The organism is Kluyvera sp. 1366 (assembly GCF_054823405.1).
On sequence record NZ_JBTRDW010000004.1, the window covers coordinates 1 to 19783 of the forward strand.

A 19783-nucleotide genomic window follows, 5' to 3' on the forward strand; every position below is an offset into this window, starting at 1 on the left:
AAAAATGGGGTTGGGTGGGCTGAGTCCGGTAGCGTACAGGACTCAGCATTACGCAGCGCTTTAACTAAACGGTCCAGGTTATGGGGTTCAGTTCATTTATGGCAACCAATGCCGCGTATCACTGCGCCGCGCCGTACTTCGCTAATAACGCGCGGGCGATCGCCAGGGTTTCTGCATCGGCGATGCCGCGATAATCACGCGGGCGGAAATGCATTTGAAACGCCGCAATCAGCTTGCGCTGCATCTGCGGCGTGGTCGCCGCCGCCACGTCGTAGCCATAGCGCTGCAGCGCATCCAGCAGTTCTGCCTGATCCACGCCTTCATCCGCCGCGCGTCCGTTAAGATAGCGCTGCACCGTTGCCTGCTCGGGCCAAGCGCCTAAACCGTGCTCTGCCAGCTGCTGCCAGGGAAACAGCGGACCGGGATCCTGCTTACGCTGCGGCGCGATATCGCTGTGCCCGACCACATTTTCCGGCGCGATGCCGTAGCGCTGAGTGATATCTTTGACCAGCGCCATCAGCGCGCTGATCTGCTGCGGCGTAAAGGGCTGCCACTGCAAACCCGTTAAGGTTCGACGATAACCACTGTTGACGATTTCAATGCCAATCGAAGTGTCATTAATGCGCGTTGCGCCGCGCCAGAAACTCGGGCCTGCGTGCCACGCGAGTTGGCTTTCCGGCACCAATTGCCACACCACGCCCTTGCCGTTTTTATGCGGCGGATTCTGCGGAATCAGGTAGTGCGCGCTAACTTCCCGATCGGTCAGCGTCGCCAGCGAATTGGAGAAATCCTCAGCGGTGTAATGAATCACCACCACCTTAATACGCGGCCGCGCGCCCTGCGCCGGATGCGCGGTATCAACCCAGTAACCGTGGCGCGCTTTAATCGATGACTGACAAGCGCTAAGTAACAGCGCCACCGCCAGCAGGACAACCACGCGCATTAGCGAATAATCACGGCGGTGCCGGTGACGCTCACCATCAACATGCTGCCCTCTTTGCCGACAGTTTCGTAGTCGATATCGATGCCCACCACCGCGTTGGCGCCGAGCGCTTTCGCCTGCTCTTCCAGCTCTTTAAAGGCGATCTGGCGCGCTTTGCGTAACTCTTTTTCGTAGGCGCCAGAGCGGCCACCGACGATATCGCGGATACCGGCGAAGAAATCGCGGAAAATATTGGCGCCGAGAATCGCTTCACCGGCGACCACGCCGCAATATTCACTGATGCTGTGTCCTTCCAGCGTGGGCGTTGTAGAAAATTTCATGGTGTTCTCCTTTTCTGAATCAGCTCGTAGCGCTTAAAAGCAAGGCTATACTCTATGCTAAAAATGGCGCTTTGCCAGTGAACAATAAGGAAATCGAGATGAGAAACAATGCCTTTGCGCTGCTTATTCCCGCAGCGTTGCTGCTAAGTGCTTGTACCACCGTTGAGCCAGTGATTAAGGATAATGGCCCGCGCACCGCTGCCTGCGTTGACGGGGGTCCGGACAGCGTGGCGCAACAGTTCTACGATTTACGCGTCAGCCAGCCGACGCAAGGTTTGCCAGACAGCAACACACTGGCGAAATATCGCCCTTACCTGAGCGATCGCCTGTATCAAAAGCTGCTGAGTGCCAGCAGCCAGAATCCGAAACCAGCGGCGTGGACCCGCGGCGATCTCTTTTCCAGCCTGGCGCAAGGCCCAACTTCAGCGGATGTGGCCAGCGCATCCACCATTCCTAACCGCGACGCGCGCAATATTCCGCTGCGGGTTGAGCTGAGCCGCGACAGCAAAACCTGGCAAGATGAAGTGCTGATGATCCACGAAGGCACCTGCTGGGTAGTTGATGATGTGCGTTATGTCGGCCAGGTGCCCCACGCTGGCGGCGGTTCGCTGACGCAGCTGCTGGAAGCGAAAAAGTAACCGTTCACTTTTTCCGCCGTTAATACCATTGATTAGCGCGCCGCATCCTTGCGGCGCTTTTTGTTGATATTTTGTGAACTAAATAGGGCTCGCCAGCCCTTATCCACCTTGAGTTGCGCGATTTTGTGCTACGCTTTGGAGGTTTCACTGCTCTTTAATAAATATTAACCCACCACAATTGCATAACTATTCTGGTGACGTTAAAATCCGCGACACTAATTACTATTCATTTTTTGCGCATGAGTATTCAACTAAACGCCATAAACTGTTTTTACGGTACCCATCAGGCCCTGTTCGATATCAACCTGGCTTGTCCGCAGGGTGAAACGCTGGTGTTGCTCGGCCCGAGTGGCGCGGGTAAAAGTTCGCTCCTGCGCGTCCTCAACTTGCTGGAGCAACCGCGCTCCGGCAGCCTGCAGATTGCCGGCAACCAGTTTGATTTCACCAAAGCCCCTTCCGACAGCGCGATTCGCGAGCTGCGGCAGAACGTGGGCATGGTATTCCAGCAATACAATCTGTGGCCGCACCTTAGCGTGCTGCAAAACCTGATTGAAGCGCCGTGCCGCGTGCTCGGCCTCAGCAAGGACGCCGCGCGCGTGCGTGCTGAAAAGCTGCTGGACCGTCTGCGCCTGACGCCTTACGCCGATCGCTTCCCGCTGCATCTTTCCGGCGGCCAGCAGCAGCGCGTCGCGATTGCCCGTGCGCTGATGATGGAGCCGCAGGTGCTGCTGTTTGATGAACCGACTGCCGCGCTCGATCCCGAAATCACCGCCCAGATCGTCAGCATTATTCGTGAGCTGGCACAAACCAACATCACACAAGTGATCGTGACGCACGAAGTGGAAGTGGCGCGTAAAACCGCCAGCCGCGTGGTGTATATGGAAAACGGTCACATTGTTGAGCAAGGCGATGCCAGTCACTTTACACAGCCGCAAACCGACGCGTTTGCTAATTATCTTTCGCATTAAGTCAGGATGCTTCTAATGAAAAAAGTTGTAATTGCTGCCCTCCTTGCTGGCCTGAGCCTGAGCGCTTCAGCGGCACAGACATTGCGTTTTGCTACCGAGGCTTCTTATCCTCCGTTTGAATTCGTCGACTCTGATAACAAAATTCAGGGCTTTGATGTCGATCTGGCTAACGCGCTGTGTAAAGAGATGGATGCGACCTGCACCTTCACTAATCAGGCGTTCGATAGCCTGATCCCCAGCCTGAAGTTCCGTCGTTTTGACGCGGTGATGGCAGGCATGGACATCACGCCAGATCGTGAGAAGCAAGTGCTGTTCTCCAAGCCGTACTACGACAACTCTGCCATCTTCATCGCGCAGAAAGGCAAAATGGCTGACGTGGCCGCGCTGAAAGGCAAACGTGTAGGCGTGCAGAACGGCACCACGCACCAGAAATACCTCTCTGACAAACACAGCGACATCACCGTTGTGCCTTACGACAGCTACCAGAACGCTGTGCTGGATCTGAAAAACGGTCGTATCGATGCGGTATTCGGTGACACCGCCGTGGTCAACGAGTGGCTGAAGCAGAACGCCAACCTCGCGCCGCTGGGTGAGAAAGTGACGGACAAAGATTACTTCGGTACCGGTTTAGGTATTGCTGTGCGTCAGGGCAACAGCGAGCTGCAGGGCAAGTTCAATGCGGCGCTGGAGAAGATCAAAGCTGACGGCACCTACAAAACCATCTACAGCAAATGGTTCCAGCAGTAATTTCTGATGAATGAAATGATTCCACTCGCAAGCGCCGCCGGTATGACCGTCGGCCTTGCCGTTTGTGCACTGATCGCCGGCCTTGTGCTGGCGATGATTTTTGCTGGCTGGGAATCGCTACGCTGGAAACCGCTGGCGTGGCTCGGTACCGCGCTGGTTACGCTGATTCGCGGCCTGCCGGAAATTCTGGTGGTGCTGTTTATCTATTTCGGCGCCTCACAGCTGCTGCTGACGCTCTCCGATGGCTTCCACATCAATCTCGGCCTGTTCGCTATTCCGGTGCAGGTGCAAATTGAAAACTTCGACGTCAGTCCCTTCCTGTGTGGTGTGATTGCGCTGGCGATGCTCTATTCCGCCTATGCATCACAAACCCTGCGCGGCGCGCTGAAAGCAGTGCCGGTCGGTCAATGGGAATCGGGCCAGGCGCTAGGGATGAAGAAGTCGGCGATTTTCCTGCGCCTGATCATGCCGCAGATGTGGCGTCACGCGCTGCCCGGTTTGGGTAACCAATGGCTGGTGCTGCTGAAGGATACTGCGCTGGTATCGTTGATCAGCGTGAATGACCTGATGCTGCAAACCAAAAGTATCGCTACGCGCACGCAAGAGCCGTTTACCTGGTATCTGGTGGCGGCGGCGATCTATCTGATTATCACGCTGTTCAGTCAGTTCGTGCTGCGCCGCATTGAATTGCGCACCACGCGTTTCGAGCGAGGGGCTTAAGCATGCTGGATTACTTACCCGAGCTGCTGAAAGGGCTACACACCAGCCTGACGCTGACCGTGGCATCGCTGATTGCGGCATTGGTGCTCTCTGTACTTTGCACCATCGTGCTGGCGCTCAAAGTACCGGTGCTCAATTGGCTGGTGAAAGGCTATATCACGCTGTTTACCGGCACGCCGCTGCTGGTGCAGATCTTCCTGATCTATTACGGTCCCGGCCAGTTCCCCAGCATCCAGAACATTCCCTGGTTGTGGCATCTGCTGTCGCAGCCGTGGCTGTGTGCGCTGCTGGCGCTGTCGCTCAATAGTGCGGCTTATACCACGCAGCTGTTTTACGGTGCGGTGCGCGCCATTCCGTCCGGTCAATGGCAATCCTGCGCGGCGCTCGGCATGAACCGCAAAGATACGCTGCGCATTCTGCTGCCGTACGCCTTCAAGCGCGCCTTGTCGTCCTACTCCAACGAAGTGGTGCTGGTATTTAAAAGTACCTCGCTGGCCTACACCATTACGTTGATGGAAGTAATGGGCCACGGACAACTGCTGTATGGCCGCACTTACGATATCTCGGTATACGCTGCCGCTGGCCTGATCTATCTGGTGGTTAACGGCTTGCTGACGCTGATGATGCGTCTGGTCGAGAAGCGTGCGCTGGCATTTGAGCGTCGTAACTGATTTATTCCCTGCGGGCGCACTAAAAAAGCGCCCGCTGTTCGTTTAAATTAATAAGCAAAAATATTGCATATAAATTCATTAACTGGCATCGTGTAACCCGTTCCGTCTCTGGCATGGTTTACAGGAGTTACATAATGAAAAAATGGATCGTTGCTGCTGCGCTGGCAACTCTGGCAATGAATGCTTATGCGGCGGAAAAAATCCGCTTCGCCTCTTCCGCCACTTATCCCCCGTTCGAATCCCTTGATCACGACAACCAAATCGTGGGCTTCGATATCGATCTGGCAAAAGCACTGTGTCAGCAGATGAAAGCGGATTGCACCTTCACCAACAACGCCTTCGATAGCCTGATTCCGTCGCTGAAATTCCGTCGCTATGACGCAGTGATTTCCGGCATGGATATCACCGCCGATCGCAGCAAGCAGGTCGATTTCACCCAACCTTACTACGCTAACTCGGCGATTGTGATTGCGCATAAAGGCCAGTTCACCGACTTCAGCCAGCTGAAAGGCAAACGTGTTGGCGTTGAGAACGGCACCACACATCAGAAATACCTGCTGGAGAAACATCCGGAGGTGATTGCGGTGGCGTATGACAGCTATCAGAACGCGATTCTCGACCTGAAAAACGGTCGCCTGAACGGCGTGTTTGGTGATACGGCGGTGGTGAATCAGTGGCTCAAGGCCAATGACGATCTTAGCGCGGTAGGCGAGCACATCACCGATACCGACTTCTTTGGCACCGGTTTAGGTATAGCGGTACGCAAAGGCAATGAGCCGCTGCTGAACGAGCTGAACAGCGCGTTAGTGGCATTGAAGGCCAACGGCACCTGGCAGCAAATCAATCAGAAGTGGTTCCCGGAATAAGCATTATGGGATGGCGGAGCGTGCTGCCTGCCAGGTTCTGCACGTCCTCCGTGCAGGTGAACGTTACGCCGTCCCACCCTTCTTGCTCAGCAAGCACAGCACTTCAAAATGCGCGGTATGCGGGAACATGTCGAACAGCTGTACGCGGCTCACGTCATAATTGGCCAGACGCGCGATATCCTGCGCCATGCTGCTGGGATTGCAGCTGGAATAGAGAAGGTAATCCGGCGCCATCTCACTGAGATAAGCACACAACTCTGCGCCAATACCGCGACGTGGCGGATTCACTAATACCAGCTGCGGCACCGCTTCCCGTGAAGTGGCGAACTGCGTGGAATCCAGCGCGGCAAAACTCACTTTTTCTAATCCCAGCTGCTGCGCCGACTGCTGCGCACAGGTGATGGCTTCAGCATTGATTTCGATGCCGGTCAGCTGCATTTCGGGCGTTGCGCAGTGCAGGCCAAATCCCCCGACGCCACAAAACAGATCCCACATGCTGCTCACCGGTAACTGCGCGACCCAATCGCGCGCGGTGGCATAGAGATCAGCTGCAACCAGTGGGTTGGTCTGGAAGAAGCTTTGCGGGCGAATATAGAGCGGAACCTGATTAAAGCGCTCCGCTAGCGCCTGATCCGGCGTCAGCGCAATCTCTTCATCACCTTCAAGAATCGCCATATGCACCGGCTGAATATTGGCGGAAATCACCTTCAGCTGCGGCAGCTGCTGTTGCAGCCACGGCAAGGCGTCGCGCAGCTGCTGCAGCTTGCTGGTGGAACGCAGCACAAAACGCAGCATCATGCCGCCCTGCGTACTCTCCGTCAGCAGCAGAAATTTCAGCTCACCGCGTTTACGCGCCACGTTGTAGGGCGTTAAACCGGCGCGGGCGATAAAAGGTTTGAGCTGCGCGAACACCGCACTGAAGCTGTCGGGATAGAGCGGGCAAGCGCAGAGATCGACCGGTTCACCGTCGCGCGCCACCATGCCTAAAATCGGCCGCTCTACGCTCCCGCTGACTACCATTTTGGCCTTATTGCGAAACCCTTGCTGCGCGGATTGCACCGGCGGCAGCCATTCGCCCACCGGCTTTTCAGCCAGCAGTTGTTCAAGCAGCGACTGCTTATCGTTGAGCTGTTGCGGATAGGGTTTTTCCAGCCACTGACACGAACGACAGCGACCGGCATCATAAAGCGCGCAATGCATGCAAATGCCTGTAGTCAGAATCGGGAGAAAAAATGGGGGGCGATTGTATCACCGGCGCCGGAAAAAAGCGCGACTGCTGGCGGGCACATACAGCAGCCCTAATACCAACACATCCGGGAGCTTTTGCAGCAGCGTGTGATGAATGATTTGCGCATTACTCTCACCGGGAATGCTAAAAATTTCCGGGTAGATCCAGCCCACCGATGCCATCAACATGTAGATCAGCACAATGATTTGCGTAGCGACATAGCCCCAGCGCCCACGATTGTTGCCGCGCATCAAAATAAAGGCGCAGCGCAGTTCAAACAGGAAGATCAGCTGGCTAGCGATAAAGATCAGGGTGGAATCCCAGGCTTGCGCGCTGCGATGCACGAAGTTGGCGAGTTCGTCGTAACCCAGTTCGTTGGCCAGCATCAACACGCTGAGGCAACGCGTAATGATGATAGCGCTGCCCGCCACCATCACGGGCACCGGTGTAGCGTTAATCATTAAACCGTGTTTCAGGGTTTCCGACATGGTGTCGCTCCGTAACCATAATAAAACGGGCCGATAAAATCAGCCCGTTCTTATAGTGACAAATGTTACGGCTTTCAGCCACGTTTTGCTTTCTGAATATCGCGTAAACGCTGCTTTTCTTCGTGCGCCATAAAGCGCCAGGCGATAAAACCAACTAAACCGACGACAAACAGAATCAGCGAGGCTAAAGCGTTGATCTCCGGATTGACGCCACGACGCACGGTAGCGAAAATCGCCATCGGCAAGGTGGTCGCGCCTGGGCCGGTCACGAAGCTGGCAATCACCAAATCGTCCAGCGACAAGGTAAACGCCAGCAGCCAGCCGGTAACGATCGCCGGCGCGATCATCGGTACGGTGATCACAAAGAACACTTTCACAGGCGTTGCGCCGAGATCCATCGCCGCCTCTTCAATTGAGCGATCCAGTTCACGCAGACGCGAATTGATCACCACCGCCACGTAAGCAGTACAGAAGGTCACGTGCGCCAGCCAGATGGTCAGCATGCCGCGATCGCTCGGCCAGCCAAGGGTGTTGCCCATCGCCACAAACAGCAGCAGCAAGGACAAACCGGTGATCACATCAGGCATCACCAGCGGCGCCGTCAGCATAAAGGCGAAGCCGTTGTGTCCACGGAAGCGGCCAAAGCGCACAATCACCACCGCCGCCATAGTGCCGAGCACCACCGCCATGGTGGCTGAGAGCGCGGCGATGGTCAGGCTGAGTCCCACCGCATCCAGCATCGCCTGATCCTGGAACAATACGTTGTACCAGTGGAACGAGAAGCTCTCCCATACCGTGACCAGCGGCGAACTGTTGAAGGAATAAACCACCAGCAGCAGCATCGGCGCGTAGAGGAACATAAAGCACAGCAGCAGAATCACAGTGCGCCACGGAGAGCGAATAGTTGGTAACTGGCTCATTCTTTCTCTCCCACTTCACGGTTCTGATGTTTGTGGAACCAGATAATCGGCAATATCAGAATCAACAGGATGATCACCGCCAGCGCGGACGCTACCGGCCAGTCACGGTTGTTAAAGAACTCCTGCCACAAAATACGCCCAATCATGATGCTGTCCGGACCGCCGAGCAGTTCCGGAATCACGTACTCGCCGACCGCCGGAATAAACACCAGCATCGAACCGGCAATAATCCCGCCTTTGGTCAGCGGCACAATCACGCTGAAAAAGGTCTTCAGCGGACGTGCACCGAGATCCAGCGAGGCTTCCACCAGCGAATAATCAATACGCGTCAGCGCGGTATAAATTGGCAGCACCATAAACGGCAGATAGCAGTAAACGATCCCGATATACACCGCCGTGTTGGTGTAGAGGATCACCAGCGGATGATCGATAAAGCCGAGCCACATCAGGAAGCGGTTGAGAATGCCGTTGTTGTTGAGCAGGCCCATCCACGCGTAAACGCGCACCAGGAACGAGGTCCACGATGGCAGGATCACCAGCAGCAGCAAAATAGTGCGCATTGACGGTTTGCTGTGCGCCACCGCCCACGCCAGCGGATATCCGATCATCAGGCAGATAATGGTGGAGATGCCCGCCACTTTCAGCGATGTCAGGTACGCATCGGCATACAGCGGATCGTCAGTCAGCGTGAAGTAATTACCGAGATTGAGTACCAGATTGAGCTGACCATCGGCCCAGGTGACCAAATCGGTGTACGGCGGAATAGCGCGCGCAATATCGGCAAAGCTGATCTTCAGCACGATCAGGAACGGCAGCAGGAACAGCAGGATCAGCCACAGATACGGCATGGCAATCACCAGCTTGCGGCCGTGCTGCATCTTGATGCGCGTCGCCCAGCGCTGCAGCGGCGTGCCCACCACTTCGGGCTCGCTGCGTTGAGAAATCTGGCTCATATCGCCCCCTTAAACCGTCAGAACCACACAGCTGTCGGCGTCCCAGCAGAGACGCACTTCATCGCCCCACGTTGGCGCGCCTTTGCGGTAGCGATGGGCGTTTTGCAACTGTGCGCTGATCATCTGGCCGCTGCGCAGGCGCACGTGATAAATCGACAGGTCGCCGAGATAGGCGATATGCACCACTTCACCTACGGCAAAGTTACAGCCATCGGCAGGCACCTCTTCGCACAGCATCACTTTTTCCGGACGCAGCGCCACATGGACCGGCACGTTATCGACGACAGAAACATCGGTCTGCACTTTCAGCGGATGCACTAAGCCCGGCGCATCAATGATCAGCGCGTCTTCACCGCGTTCGCGCAGCAAGCCTTCGAACACGTTCACCGAACCGATGAACTCGGCGCTGTAGCGGCTGGTGGGATGCTCGTAGATCTCTTCCGGCTCACCAATCTGCACGAATTTACCGCGGTTCATGATGGCGATGCGGCCCGCCATGGTCATCGCTTCTTCCTGATCGTGCGTCACCATCACGCAGGTGGCACCGACACGCTCGAGAATATCGACCACTTCGTGCTGCATGCGGTCACGCAGCTTTTTATCCAGTGCGCCCATCGGCTCGTCGAGCAGCAGCAGTTTGGGCCGCTTCGCCAGGCTACGCGCCAGCGCCACCCGCTGACGCTGACCACCAGAGAGCTGATGCGGCTTACGCTTCGCGAACTCCTGCATATGCACCAGCGACAGCATCTCTTCAACGCGGCTGCTGATTTCGCCTTTCGGCAGTTTGTCCTGCTTCAGACCAAAGGCGATGTTCTGCTCCACCGTCATGTGCGGGAACAGTGCGTAGGACTGGAACATCATGTTGATCGGGCGCTGATACGGCGGAACATGGGAGAGATCCTGCCCATCCAGCACAATCTGGCCGCTGGTGGGCGGTTCGAATCCCGCCAGCATGCGCAGCAAGGTTGATTTACCACAGCCGGATGCGCCCAGCAGCGCAAAAATCTCACCTTTGTAAATGGTCAGACTGACATCATCCACGGCGTGCTGGCCGTCAAACGATTTAGTCAGGTTGCGAATTTCCAGCAGCGGCGTCATCGCCTTAGCCGTTTTATTTGGGGGGCGGGGAATCGCGTCGTTCACTAACATTTCTCCGGCGCTAAAATCGCGCGGCACAGCCAGCCGCTAAAAATGGCACAACAGAGGCCATTACTGCGCCTCTGCTGTCGTCTTCAGGCAATAATCGTTCAGAACGAATTACTTACCACTTTTTACTTTAGTCCATGCACGGGTGCGCACACGATCCAGTTTCGGATCCTGGACCTTGAGCACAAACAGTTTGGCCATGGCATCCGGCGTTGGGAAAATGCCCGGATTGTTGCGCACGTCCGCATTGATTAGCGGCAGCGAGGCTTTGTTACCGTTGGCATAGTTCATGTTGTTGGAAACATCAGCGATGACTTTGGGATCCATCATGTAATTAAGGAATTGGTAGGCGCCTTCCACATTTTTCGCGTCTTTGGGAATCGCGAACATGTCAAAGAATGCCAGAGCGCCCTGCTTCGGCACGATATAGCCGACATGCACGCCGTTGTTGGCTTTATCCGCACGATCTTTCGCCTGCAGGATATCGCCTGACCAGCCAATCGCCACGCAGATGTTGCCGTTCGCCAGGTCGTTGATGTACTGCGACGAGTGGAAGTAACGGATGTTCGGACGCAGTTTCAGCAGCAAATCAGTGGCTGCGCCAGAGTAATCTTTCGCGTCAGAGCTGTTGGGATCTTTGCCAAGGTAGTTCAGCACAGTAGCGAAAATCTCTTCCGGCGCATCAAGGAAGGAAACCCCGCAGCCTTTCAGTTTTTCCAGGTTTTCCGGTTTCAGCACCAGATCCCAGCTATCCAGCGGCACATCTTTGCCCAGTGCGGCTTTCACTTTATCGACGTTATAGCCGATGCCGGTGGTGCCCCACAGATAAGGAATCGCAAATTTGTTACCCGGATCGTGCTGCTCCAGTTTCTTCATCAGTTCGGGATCAAGGTTTTTGTAGTTTGGCAGCTTGCTCTTATCCAGCTCCTGGAATACGCCGGATTGCAGCTGACGCGCGAGGAAGCTGGACGACGGCACCACCACGTCGTAGCCGGTACTGCCCGCCATTAATTTGCCTTCCAACACTTCGTTAGAATCAAAGACGTCATACACCACTTTATCGCCGGTCTGCTTTTCGAAGTTCGGCACGGTATCCGCCGCGATATAATCGGACCAGTTATACACATGTACCGTACTGCCTTCGGCCTGCACACCGCCGGCCGCAGCCATCAATGCACCAGCAACCACACCTGACAACCATTTTTGACGTTGGTTGAACATGTTTTACTTCCTCCTGAGCGGGTCATCACAACGCTGCATACACGGCGATCCGGACGTTGCGTTTTCTGTTAAATCACAGGCACACAATGAATCAATATTCAGCGGGAGTTTAATAGCAAAAACCTATACCTGCGCTGAGGTTGCACGTCTCAAGCAGCCCCGCAAGAATAGCCCCCCCGCACCACCTTCACCAGATCCCAGCTTAAAAAACGCCTTTTTGCGATGAGTTATGCATGTTTCTGCTATGGGGTTTGGCACTAGTGGCATAAAGCACGACTAATATCTGGCAATAAAGGGCAAAGTGCAGAATAAAAAGTGGTGGGGCAAAAATGAAAACTGCCGCAAAAAGCGGCAGTTAGCGAGGCGGGGAACTCAGTGCAGCATCGCGTGGCTGCTGGAGCTCGGCTGTCGCTCCTCTTCTTCTTCAACCACCAGCAGGTGGTTAGCAAAGGCTTCCATGATTACCATAGAAACGCCCTCTTCACTCTGCTTCATAAAGTGGGAGAACTGCCCGAAGGTTAATCCGGCGCTGGTACTGATAGACTGGCAGACAATCAGCTTCGGCAGATTGTCGTCCTGAATATCAACAAAGGCTTTAATCGTTAGCGAACTGGCATTGATCTGCGAGAGATCGCCCACCAGCGGAATCAGCGCCGTAGGTTTTACTTCTGCCAGCGCGGAGAAGAGGATAACGTTATCCACCAGGTCAATTTTTGCATCAAACACCCCGTCAAAATTCTGCATGTGCGGCAGGTGCAGTGCCTGACAGGCATCGCATTCGAACCAGGTGATATTTTGTTGATCCAGCCAGCGACGCAGTACGTCAATGTCCGGAACGACCAGTGAATCCATCGTAATATCCTGTGGGGTGAAGAAATAAGCGCCTTAGCTTACGGAAAAACCGATCTGGATGCCACGAAAACCGCTGAAAAGCGCCGGTTAGCCGCCGGTTTTAGGACGATAGCCGGGGCAAGCGTGCTGCTCAATCCACGTGATCATCATGGTGGCGATATCTAAACCGGTAATGCCCTCAATCCCTTCCAGTCCCGGTGAGGCGTTTACCTCCATAACCAGCGGACCACGCAGGGCGCGCAGGATATCCACACCAGCCACTTCCAGCCCCAGCGTGCTGGCGGCTTTCACCGCGATTTTGCGCTCCTGTTCAGTGATCTCCACCGCACGCGCTTTGCCGCCGCGATGCAGATTGGAACGAAAATCGCCCTCTTTCGCCTCGCGCTCAATCGCCGCCACCACTTCATTGCCAATCACCAGGCAGCGAATATCGCGCCCTTGCGCTTCCTTGATGAACTCCTGCACCAGAATATGGGCATTGAGGCCACGAAAGGCGTCAATCACGCTCTCCGCTGCCTGCCGCGTTTCCGCCAGCACCACACCGATGCCCTGTGTGCCCTCCACCAGTTTCACCACCAGCGGCGCACCGCCCACCATCGCGATCAAATCATCAGTATCATCCGGCGAAGAAGCAAAACCGGTGATCGGCATATCAATGCCCTCACGCGCCAGCAGCTGCAGCGAACGCAGTTTGTCGCGCGCGCGGGTAATCGCCACCGATTCATTGAGTGGATAGCTGCCGCGCACCTCAAACTGGCGCAGCACCGCGGTGCCGTAAAAGGTGGTGGCGGTGCCGATGCGCGGGATCACCGCATCAAAATGCCCCAGCGCCTCGCCGCGATAGTGCACCGCAGGCGAATCGGAATTGATGTTCATGTAGCAGGAGAGCGGATCGATCATCTGCACTTGATGGCCACGCTCCTCCGCGGCGTCGCGCAGACGCTTACACGAATAGATCGAGCCATCGCGAGTGAGAATGGCCATTTTCATTGCAGAGTTCCTTGTGCTTAGCGCGTCGCCCAGCCCTGCTGATGCAGGTAATCCAGTATGAAGGGACGCGTTTCTTTGATAATCAGACGCTGAATCAGCTGACTCCAGGTTTCGGAACGCTGGTTGCTATCACGCTGCTGATAATAGGCGGTAATTTGCTCATCGTATTGCGCCAACAGATTTTTATCGACTGCATGATAGCGGTTTTCATGTACCAGCATCGCGTGCGGCATGCGGGGTTTAACATCGGGTGTATCAGCCGGATGACCGATGCAGAAGCCGAACAGCGGCAGCACAAACTTCGGCAGTTCAAGCAGCTCGGTCACTTCAGCGATGCTGTTGCGAATCCCGCCAATAAATACGCCGCCAAGGCCCAGCGATTCCGCCGCCACCATGGCATTTTGCGCCATCAGCGCGGTATCAACGCAACCGAGCAGCAGCTGTTCAGCACGCCCCAGTTGCGCATCCGGGCAGATCTGTTGATGACGATTGAAATCCGCGCAGAACACCCAAAACTCCGCCGCTGCGCTGACCCAAGGCTGGCCGCCGGTCAGCTGGACCAGCTGCTCGCGCTTAGCGGGATCGGTGATACGAATAATTGAGGAGCACTGTAAAAAGCTGGAGGTCGAAGCCGCTTGTGCCGCTGCAATGATGGCGCTGCGTTGCGCCTCGTCAATGCCCTGTTCGGTAAAAGCGCGAATGGAACGGTGGCTGCACAGTAAATCGATAGTCGGCGTCATAAATTCTCTCCGGTGGTTACTTCTTTTTGTTGGAATGATTGAACAATTGCGGGGCCATCGCCTTCGCCGTGCGCCACATCATCATCCATGCGGCAGGCAGCATCAGCGCGATACCAAGAAAAAACAGCAGCGTCGCCAGCGGCTTTTTGGCGATGAAATCAGGTGCGCTCACCCAATCGTTGGTAAGCAACAAGGCGCCAATCACGGCAAGCACGCCGAGCACTTCGAGTAGCAACACGGGTTTGGGTAATGTGGCGAGATTACGCATGCGATGGTTCCTTGATTGTTCTTTCAGCGTTAGCCGCATTTTACCCAATGTATAGGCGGTAAGTATTAGAGTAACAGGTATATTCTTCTTCCTTTAAGCAGGATGGGCGGGCATGATGTGACGCATTATTCACGCTGTGATGTGATTCTAGTCACAAAACAGCAGCGGAAGGAGAGAAGCAATGATTGCAGTGATTTTTGGCCGTTCTAGCTGCCCTTACTGCGTACGTGCGAAAGAGTTGGCGGCTAAGCTGACCAGCGAGCGCGACGACTTTAACTATCAATACGTGGATATTCAGGCCACCGGCATTACTAAAGCCGATCTGGAAGCCCGTGCCGGCAAGCCGGTTACGACCGTGCCGCAGATTTTCCTCGACGATCAGCACATTGGTGGCTACACCGAATTCGCTGCCTGGACCAAAGAAAACCTGGGTATCGAAGCCTAAGAGAACGGGCCTGCGGGCCCGTTTTTGCAGGTACTATTCGGCTCGCATCGCCAGCATAATCCGCAGCAAGCGCACCAGCAGCGCACCACAGCCCGCCCAAAACAGCGCACTCAAACTCCAGGCCACAATCAACAAGCCGCTGTGCGTCATTGGCACCGCCAGCATTAACCACATCATACCCAGCAGCGTACCGCCTAGCGCGACCCACAAGGTGCTGATAAGCGGACTTTGCGGCTGCAGTAGCGCCATCACACATCCCGGCAGTAAAAACAGCAGTAATTCTGGCTGTCCGCGTACGGCTTGTTCACTGGCGGCGGCCCAGAAATGATGTGCATAAATAAACACCAGCGTATAAAGCATCACGCCCAGAATGGATGCTGGCCAGCGATTATTGCGCTGCAACATAATTATCCTCAACTTTGACGTTAACAATTATGAAACTTTTACTGCCCTGATGCGCACGACTGGAAATAAAAAGAAACAGCTGGAGGCGAAAGGAATGAAAACTGCCGATAGCTGAGGGTGTTAATTATGATTAGAATGACGCCGCTTTAGATTTCGGCTTGAACGCTTTTGTTGCAAGAACCTTAACGTTCGGCACAAGATAGCGAAAAAAGCCCCTCTCATCAACTGGTTACAGGTTAATAAGAAGTTAAACCGTGAACATTAACGTCGCAGAATTGTTAAGCAGAAATGACGTTCTGTTATTATTTGTCGTTTTAGCCCTCGGACTCTGCTTAGGTAAATTACGCCTCGGTTCGGTCCAACTCGGTAATTCCATTGGAGTCCTGGTTGTTTCGTTGATTTTAGGTCAACAGCATTTCGCCATTAATACTGACGCATTAAGTCTTGGCTTTATGTTGTTTATTTTTTGTGTTGGCGTGGAAGCCGGGCCTAACTTTTTCTCGATATTTTTCCGCGACGGTAAAAACTACTTCTTTCTGGCGATTGTCATGGTGGTCAGCGCGCTGTTAATCGCCCTGACGCTCGGCAAAGTATTCGGCTGGGATATTGGTTTAACCGCGGGCATGTTGGCCGGTTCAATGACCTCAACGCCGGTGCTGGTGGGTGCTGGCGATACGTTGCGGCAAAGCATCAGCGACAGCCATCAGCTCACCTTGATGCAGGACAACCTCAGCCTCGGATATGCCCTCACCTATCTGGTAGGTTTAGTCAGCCTGATTTTTGGCGCGCGCTATCTGCCGCGCCTGCAGCATCAGGATCTGCCGACTTGCGCGCAGCAAATCGCGCGCGAGCGCGGCCTCGACGCTGATAGCCAGCGCAAAGTGTTTCTACCGGTGATCCGCGCGTATCGCGTGGGTCCGGAACTGGTGGAGTGGAGCGGCGGTAAAAACCTGCGCGAGCTGGGCATTCATCGCCAGACCGGCTGCTACATCGAGCGTTTGCGCCGTAACGGTATTCTCGCCAGCCCGGACGGTGACGCGATGCTGCAGCTGGGCGACGATATCTCGCTGGTGGGCTATCCCGATGCGCACGCGCGTCTTGATCCCAGTTTCCGTAACGGCAAAGAGGTGTTCGACCGTGACCTGCTGGATATGCGCATCGTCACCGAAGAGATTGTGGTGAAAAATCACAACGCGGTGAACAAGCGCCTGAGTCATCTCAAACTGACCGATCACGGCTGCTTCCTCAACCGGGTGATTCGCAGCCAAATCGAAATGCCGATCGATGACAGCATTATGCTAAACAAAGGCGATGTGCTGCAGGTAAGCGGCGAAGCGCGTCGCGTGAAAAGCCTGGCCGATCGCATTGGCTTTATCGCCATTCACAGCCAAATCACCGATCTGCTGGCCTTCTGCGCCTTCTTTATCGTCGGCTTGATGGTCGGGATGATCACCTTCCAGTTCAGCAATTTCAGCTTCGGCATCGGTAACGCCGCTGGACTGTTGTTCGCAGGCATCATGCTGGGCTTTATGCGCGCAAACCATCCTACGTTTGGCTATATCCCGCAAGGTGCGCTGACGATGGTGAAAGAGTTTGGCCTGATGGTGTTTATGGCGGGCGTAGGTCTGAGCGCGGGCAGCGGCTTGCAGCACGGTTTCGGCAGCGCCGGCGCGTTGATGCTGCTGAGTGGCTTGCTGGTGAGTTTGCTGCCGGTGGTGATTTGCTATCTGTTCGGCGCTTACGTGCTGCGTATGAATCGCGCGCTGCTGTTTGGTGCCATCATGGGCGCGCGTACCTGTGCGCCAGCGATGGAGATCATTAGCGATACCGCGCGCAGCAGCATTCCGGCTCTTGGCTACGCAGGAACGTATGCGATCGCGAATGTTTTGCTAACGCTGGCCGGTACCCTGATCGTGATAATCTGGCCGCTTTTGCCTTTATAAAAATATTTTTGCGCTGTCCAGAACTTTCTTCTGGGGTCGCAGTCTGAATAAGTGCCACTGCTTTTCTTTGAAATCCCCAAATTGTGGAGCCCGCCGGTCACTGACTTGCGGGTTTTTTTATGGCTGCCATTCTGCCGCTCAAGGTTCTCCTCAAATAAAGATTCCATCCTGCCACTCTGATGTCGATTTTTTAAATCTTCATGCAACTTTCATCAAAGTTAAACACTCCAACAACCCGCGATAAGATTAAGAGCGCGACTATTTATTCCTGGTTCGGACGCTTCTAGGCTATCAGCTTTATTTTGCAGACAATTTTGCTCTGCTGTTTTTCGGGTAAACAAGACGAGGACAAGGAATCGTGATGGAAGCATTGAACCACACGCTCTTTTTATGGATTAACGCCACAGAGGATTCACCGCAGTGGCTGATCACTCTGGCGACCTTTATCGCCAAAGATGTGATAGCCATCGTGCCGTTGCTGATTGTGGCGCTGTGGCTGTGGGGACCGCGCGATCAGGTGCAGTCTCAACGCGAGCTGGTGCTAAAAACCGGCATGGCGCTGCTGTACGCGCTGAGCATTTCATGGTGCGTCGGCCAGCTGCTGCCGCATCCGCGTCCGTTCGCTATTGGTTTTGGCCATCAGTTACTGTCACACCGACCTGATGATTCCTATCCGAGCGATCACGGCACCACCATTTTCACCTTTGCGCTGGCATTTATCTTCTGGCATCGCCTTTGGTCAGGTGTGGTGTTGCTGGTGATAGGCAGCGCCATCGCCTGGTCACGCGTCTATCTTGGCGTGCACTGGCCGCTGGATATGCTGGGCGGATTCCTGGTTGGCTTGCTGGGTTGTCTGGCGTCGCACATGGCGTGGCAGCTGTATGGCGAACGCATGCTGGCGTTTACGCATCAGGTGTACCGCGCGCTGTTCGCCATGCCAATTAAGAAAGGGTGGATTCGTGAGTAAGCGATGGGGTCGCCATTAATGGCGAGCCTGTAAAAAACGGTGCGCATCAAGCGCACCGTTTTTGTCTCAACTAAACCACTTCCCGAACCAGCCGTGGAATTTCATCATGATGAAATCCCAAATGCGGCCAACAAAGCCACCTTCCGGCACCGCTTCCATCGTCACCAGCGGACGTTGCTCAATGGTTTTGCCATCCAGCTGGAAATCGATAGTGCCCACCACCTGATTCTTCTCCAGCGGCGCTTCCAGCTGCGGTGAATTCAGGGTAAAGCTGGCCTTGAGGTTTTTCATCTGCCCTTTTGGTACGGTGATCGCGGCGTCTTTAGCGACGCCAAGATTGACCTGGCTGCGATCGCCAAACCAAACGCGCTGCTGCGCAAACGGTTTATCGGCCTTAATCGGCGTCACGGTTTCATAGAAGCGGAAGCCCCACGTCAGCAACTTCTCACTTTCGCGGAAACGCGTGGCATCGGTCGCCGCACCGAGCACCACGGAAATCAGCCGCATATCGCCTTCGGTTGCCGACGCCACCAGATTGTTACCCGCCCCGGAGGTGTGACCGGTTTTAATGCCATCCACCTTGAGATTGGTGCTCCACAGCAGACGGTTGCGGTTCATCTGCTTAATCTTATTAAAGGTGAACTCTTTTTCGCTGTTGATCGCATACTCTTCTGGCACATCGCTAATCAGACGCTGGCCGATAATCGCCATGTCAAGCGCCGTGCTGTACTGCCCTTCGGCGTCCAGGCCGTGTACCGTCATAAAGTGGGTGTTTTGCAGGCCAAAGGCTTTGACGTAGTTGTTCATCAACCCGATAAACGAATCCTGGCTGCCCGCGACATAATCAGCCAGCGCGATACAGGCATCGTTGCCGGATTGAATCACCACACCTTTATTCAGCTCAGAGACCGGAATGCGATCGCCGGGCTTAAGGAACATCAGCGATGAGCCGCGCAGCTTGGGATTGCCGGTTGCCCACGCATCCTGGCCGATGGTAACCATGTCATCGTTGTGAATCTTGCCCGATTTCAGCGCCTGGCCGACCACATAGCTGGTCATCATTTTGGTCAAACTGGCGGGATCGAGGCGTTGATCGGCATTGGATTCCGCCAACACTTTGCCGCTGTTGTAGTCCATTAAAATCCAGGCTTTGGCGTCAATTTGCGGTGCCGCAGGTGCCTGTTCAGCCAGGGTGGCTGCGGGGATAAAGAGTAAAAGAAGTGAAGACGCAGCCAACGGCCGCCAGACAGAAGCGAAGGTGTTTTTTCTCATGAGCGTGACCAGATTGTCCTTGTTAAATCTCGGTTTTCTTGCAGGCAAGACATGTCTTGCCCCACGCTAACG

At 55.0% G+C, this 19783-nt stretch carries 23 protein-coding genes; 9 read left to right on the forward strand and 14 right to left on the reverse strand.

What is annotated here, in order from left to right:
- Positions 1-118: 118 nt before the first annotated feature.
- Together ACVLVH_RS09275 and ACVLVH_RS09280 are read right to left on the reverse strand one after the other, a co-directional pair.
- The gene (locus tag ACVLVH_RS09275) at positions 119-943 is read right to left on the reverse strand and encodes an N-acetylmuramoyl-L-alanine amidase (RefSeq protein ID WP_192413888.1); all 825 of its coding nucleotides are present in this window, start codon (positions 941-943) and stop codon (positions 119-121) included.
- Positions 943-1263, reverse strand: a complete 321-nt coding sequence (locus tag ACVLVH_RS09280) for a heavy metal-binding domain-containing protein (RefSeq protein ID WP_007887640.1) — start codon at positions 1261-1263, stop codon at positions 943-945. Before ACVLVH_RS09280 ends, ACVLVH_RS09275 begins: the two co-directional genes overlap by 1 nt.
- 98 nt (positions 1264-1361) lie before the next feature.
- Between ACVLVH_RS09280 and ACVLVH_RS09285 the strand changes: the two genes are divergently transcribed.
- From ACVLVH_RS09285 to artJ (ACVLVH_RS09310), 6 genes are all read left to right on the forward strand, one after another.
- On the forward strand, positions 1362-1901 hold the full coding sequence (locus ACVLVH_RS09285; protein ID WP_101760977.1) for a lipoprotein: 540 nt from the start codon (positions 1362-1364) through the stop codon (positions 1899-1901).
- Positions 1902-2140: 239 nt separating this feature from the next.
- A complete protein-coding gene (gene artP / locus ACVLVH_RS09290) occupies positions 2141-2869 on the forward strand; it encodes an arginine ABC transporter ATP-binding protein ArtP (RefSeq protein ID WP_192413890.1) in 729 nt (242 codons plus the stop codon).
- Positions 2870-2884: 15 nt separating this feature from the next.
- Positions 2885-3616, forward strand: a complete 732-nt coding sequence (gene artJ / locus ACVLVH_RS09295) for an arginine ABC transporter substrate-binding protein (protein WP_008102446.1) — start codon at positions 2885-2887, stop codon at positions 3614-3616.
- Positions 3617-3622: 6 nt separating this feature from the next.
- Positions 3623-4336 (forward strand): arginine ABC transporter permease ArtQ, encoded by a 714-nt coding sequence (gene artQ, locus ACVLVH_RS09300; protein ID WP_110865829.1) that lies wholly within the window; start codon positions 3623-3625, stop codon positions 4334-4336.
- Positions 4337-4338: 2 nt separating this feature from the next.
- Positions 4339-5007, forward strand: coding sequence for an arginine ABC transporter permease ArtM (gene artM, locus ACVLVH_RS09305; protein ID WP_008102451.1), 669 nt, complete (start codon positions 4339-4341; stop codon positions 5005-5007).
- Between the two features lie 134 nt (positions 5008-5141).
- Complete coding sequence (gene artJ / locus ACVLVH_RS09310; protein WP_097094391.1) at positions 5142-5873, forward strand: arginine ABC transporter substrate-binding protein; 732 nt, start codon at positions 5142-5144, stop codon at positions 5871-5873.
- A 63-nt stretch (positions 5874-5936) separates the two neighbouring features.
- Here the strand turns inward: artJ (ACVLVH_RS09310) and rlmC are convergent, their stop codons facing one another.
- From rlmC to ACVLVH_RS09360, 10 genes are all read right to left on the reverse strand, one after another.
- Complete coding sequence (gene rlmC / locus ACVLVH_RS09315) at positions 5937-7073, reverse strand: 23S rRNA (uracil(747)-C(5))-methyltransferase RlmC (protein WP_192413892.1); 1137 nt, start codon at positions 7071-7073, stop codon at positions 5937-5939.
- A 48-nt stretch (positions 7074-7121) separates the two neighbouring features.
- The gene (locus tag ACVLVH_RS09320; protein ID WP_192413894.1) at positions 7122-7589 is read right to left on the reverse strand and encodes a YbjO family protein; all 468 of its coding nucleotides are present in this window, start codon (positions 7587-7589) and stop codon (positions 7122-7124) included.
- A gap of 74 nt (positions 7590-7663) precedes the next feature.
- A complete protein-coding gene (gene potI / locus ACVLVH_RS09325) occupies positions 7664-8509 on the reverse strand; it encodes a putrescine ABC transporter permease PotI (RefSeq protein WP_101760983.1) in 846 nt (281 codons plus the stop codon).
- Positions 8506-9462 carry a putrescine ABC transporter permease PotH gene (potH, locus tag ACVLVH_RS09330; protein WP_192413896.1) on the reverse strand — a complete coding sequence of 319 codons (957 nt, stop codon included), beginning with the start codon at positions 9460-9462 and terminating at the stop codon, positions 8506-8508. The genes potI and potH overlap by 4 nt, the downstream gene beginning before the upstream one ends.
- Positions 9463-9471: 9 nt before the next feature.
- Positions 9472-10605: a putrescine ABC transporter ATP-binding subunit PotG gene (potG, locus tag ACVLVH_RS09335; RefSeq protein WP_158238594.1), complete on the reverse strand. Its 1134-nt coding sequence runs from the start codon at positions 10603-10605 to the stop codon at positions 9472-9474.
- A 114-nt stretch (positions 10606-10719) separates the two neighbouring features.
- Complete coding sequence (potF, locus tag ACVLVH_RS09340) at positions 10720-11829, reverse strand: spermidine/putrescine ABC transporter substrate-binding protein PotF (protein ID WP_192413898.1); 1110 nt, start codon at positions 11827-11829, stop codon at positions 10720-10722.
- 372 nt (positions 11830-12201) lie between these two features.
- Positions 12202-12681, reverse strand: a complete 480-nt coding sequence (locus tag ACVLVH_RS09345) for a type III secretion system chaperone family protein (RefSeq protein ID WP_008102469.1) — start codon at positions 12679-12681, stop codon at positions 12202-12204.
- A gap of 87 nt (positions 12682-12768) precedes the next feature.
- Entirely contained in the window at positions 12769-13671 is a 903-nt protein-coding gene (rimK, locus tag ACVLVH_RS09350) for a 30S ribosomal protein S6--L-glutamate ligase (RefSeq protein WP_192413900.1), read from the reverse strand.
- A 17-nt stretch (positions 13672-13688) separates the two neighbouring features.
- Complete coding sequence (gene nfsA, locus ACVLVH_RS09355; RefSeq protein WP_101760988.1) at positions 13689-14411, reverse strand: oxygen-insensitive NADPH nitroreductase; 723 nt, start codon at positions 14409-14411, stop codon at positions 13689-13691.
- Between the two features lie 16 nt (positions 14412-14427).
- Complete coding sequence (locus tag ACVLVH_RS09360) at positions 14428-14679, reverse strand: DUF1418 family protein (protein ID WP_101760989.1); 252 nt, start codon at positions 14677-14679, stop codon at positions 14428-14430.
- Between the two features lie 181 nt (positions 14680-14860).
- Here ACVLVH_RS09360 and ACVLVH_RS09365 point away from each other — a divergent pair, with 181 nt between their 5' ends.
- Positions 14861-15124 carry a GrxA family glutaredoxin gene (locus ACVLVH_RS09365; RefSeq protein WP_007887673.1) on the forward strand — a complete coding sequence of 88 codons (264 nt, stop codon included), beginning with the start codon at positions 14861-14863 and terminating at the stop codon, positions 15122-15124.
- Between the two features lie 33 nt (positions 15125-15157).
- Here the strand turns inward: ACVLVH_RS09365 and ybjM are convergent, their stop codons facing one another.
- Positions 15158-15529, reverse strand: coding sequence for an inner membrane protein YbjM (ybjM, locus tag ACVLVH_RS09370; RefSeq protein ID WP_192413902.1), 372 nt, complete (start codon positions 15527-15529; stop codon positions 15158-15160).
- A 254-nt stretch (positions 15530-15783) separates the two neighbouring features.
- Between ybjM and ACVLVH_RS09375 the strand changes: the two genes are divergently transcribed.
- Together ACVLVH_RS09375 and ybjG are read left to right on the forward strand one after the other, a co-directional pair.
- Complete coding sequence (locus ACVLVH_RS09375; RefSeq protein ID WP_462062632.1) at positions 15784-17472, forward strand: aspartate:alanine antiporter; 1689 nt, start codon at positions 15784-15786, stop codon at positions 17470-17472.
- Between the two features lie 361 nt (positions 17473-17833).
- Entirely contained in the window at positions 17834-18439 is a 606-nt protein-coding gene (gene ybjG, locus ACVLVH_RS09380; protein ID WP_101760992.1) for an undecaprenyl-diphosphate phosphatase, read from the forward strand.
- Between the two features lie 66 nt (positions 18440-18505).
- Here the strand turns inward: ybjG and ACVLVH_RS09385 are convergent, their stop codons facing one another.
- A complete protein-coding gene (locus ACVLVH_RS09385) occupies positions 18506-19711 on the reverse strand; it encodes a serine hydrolase (protein ID WP_192413906.1) in 1206 nt (401 codons plus the stop codon).
- Positions 19712-19783 lie beyond the last annotated feature (72 nt).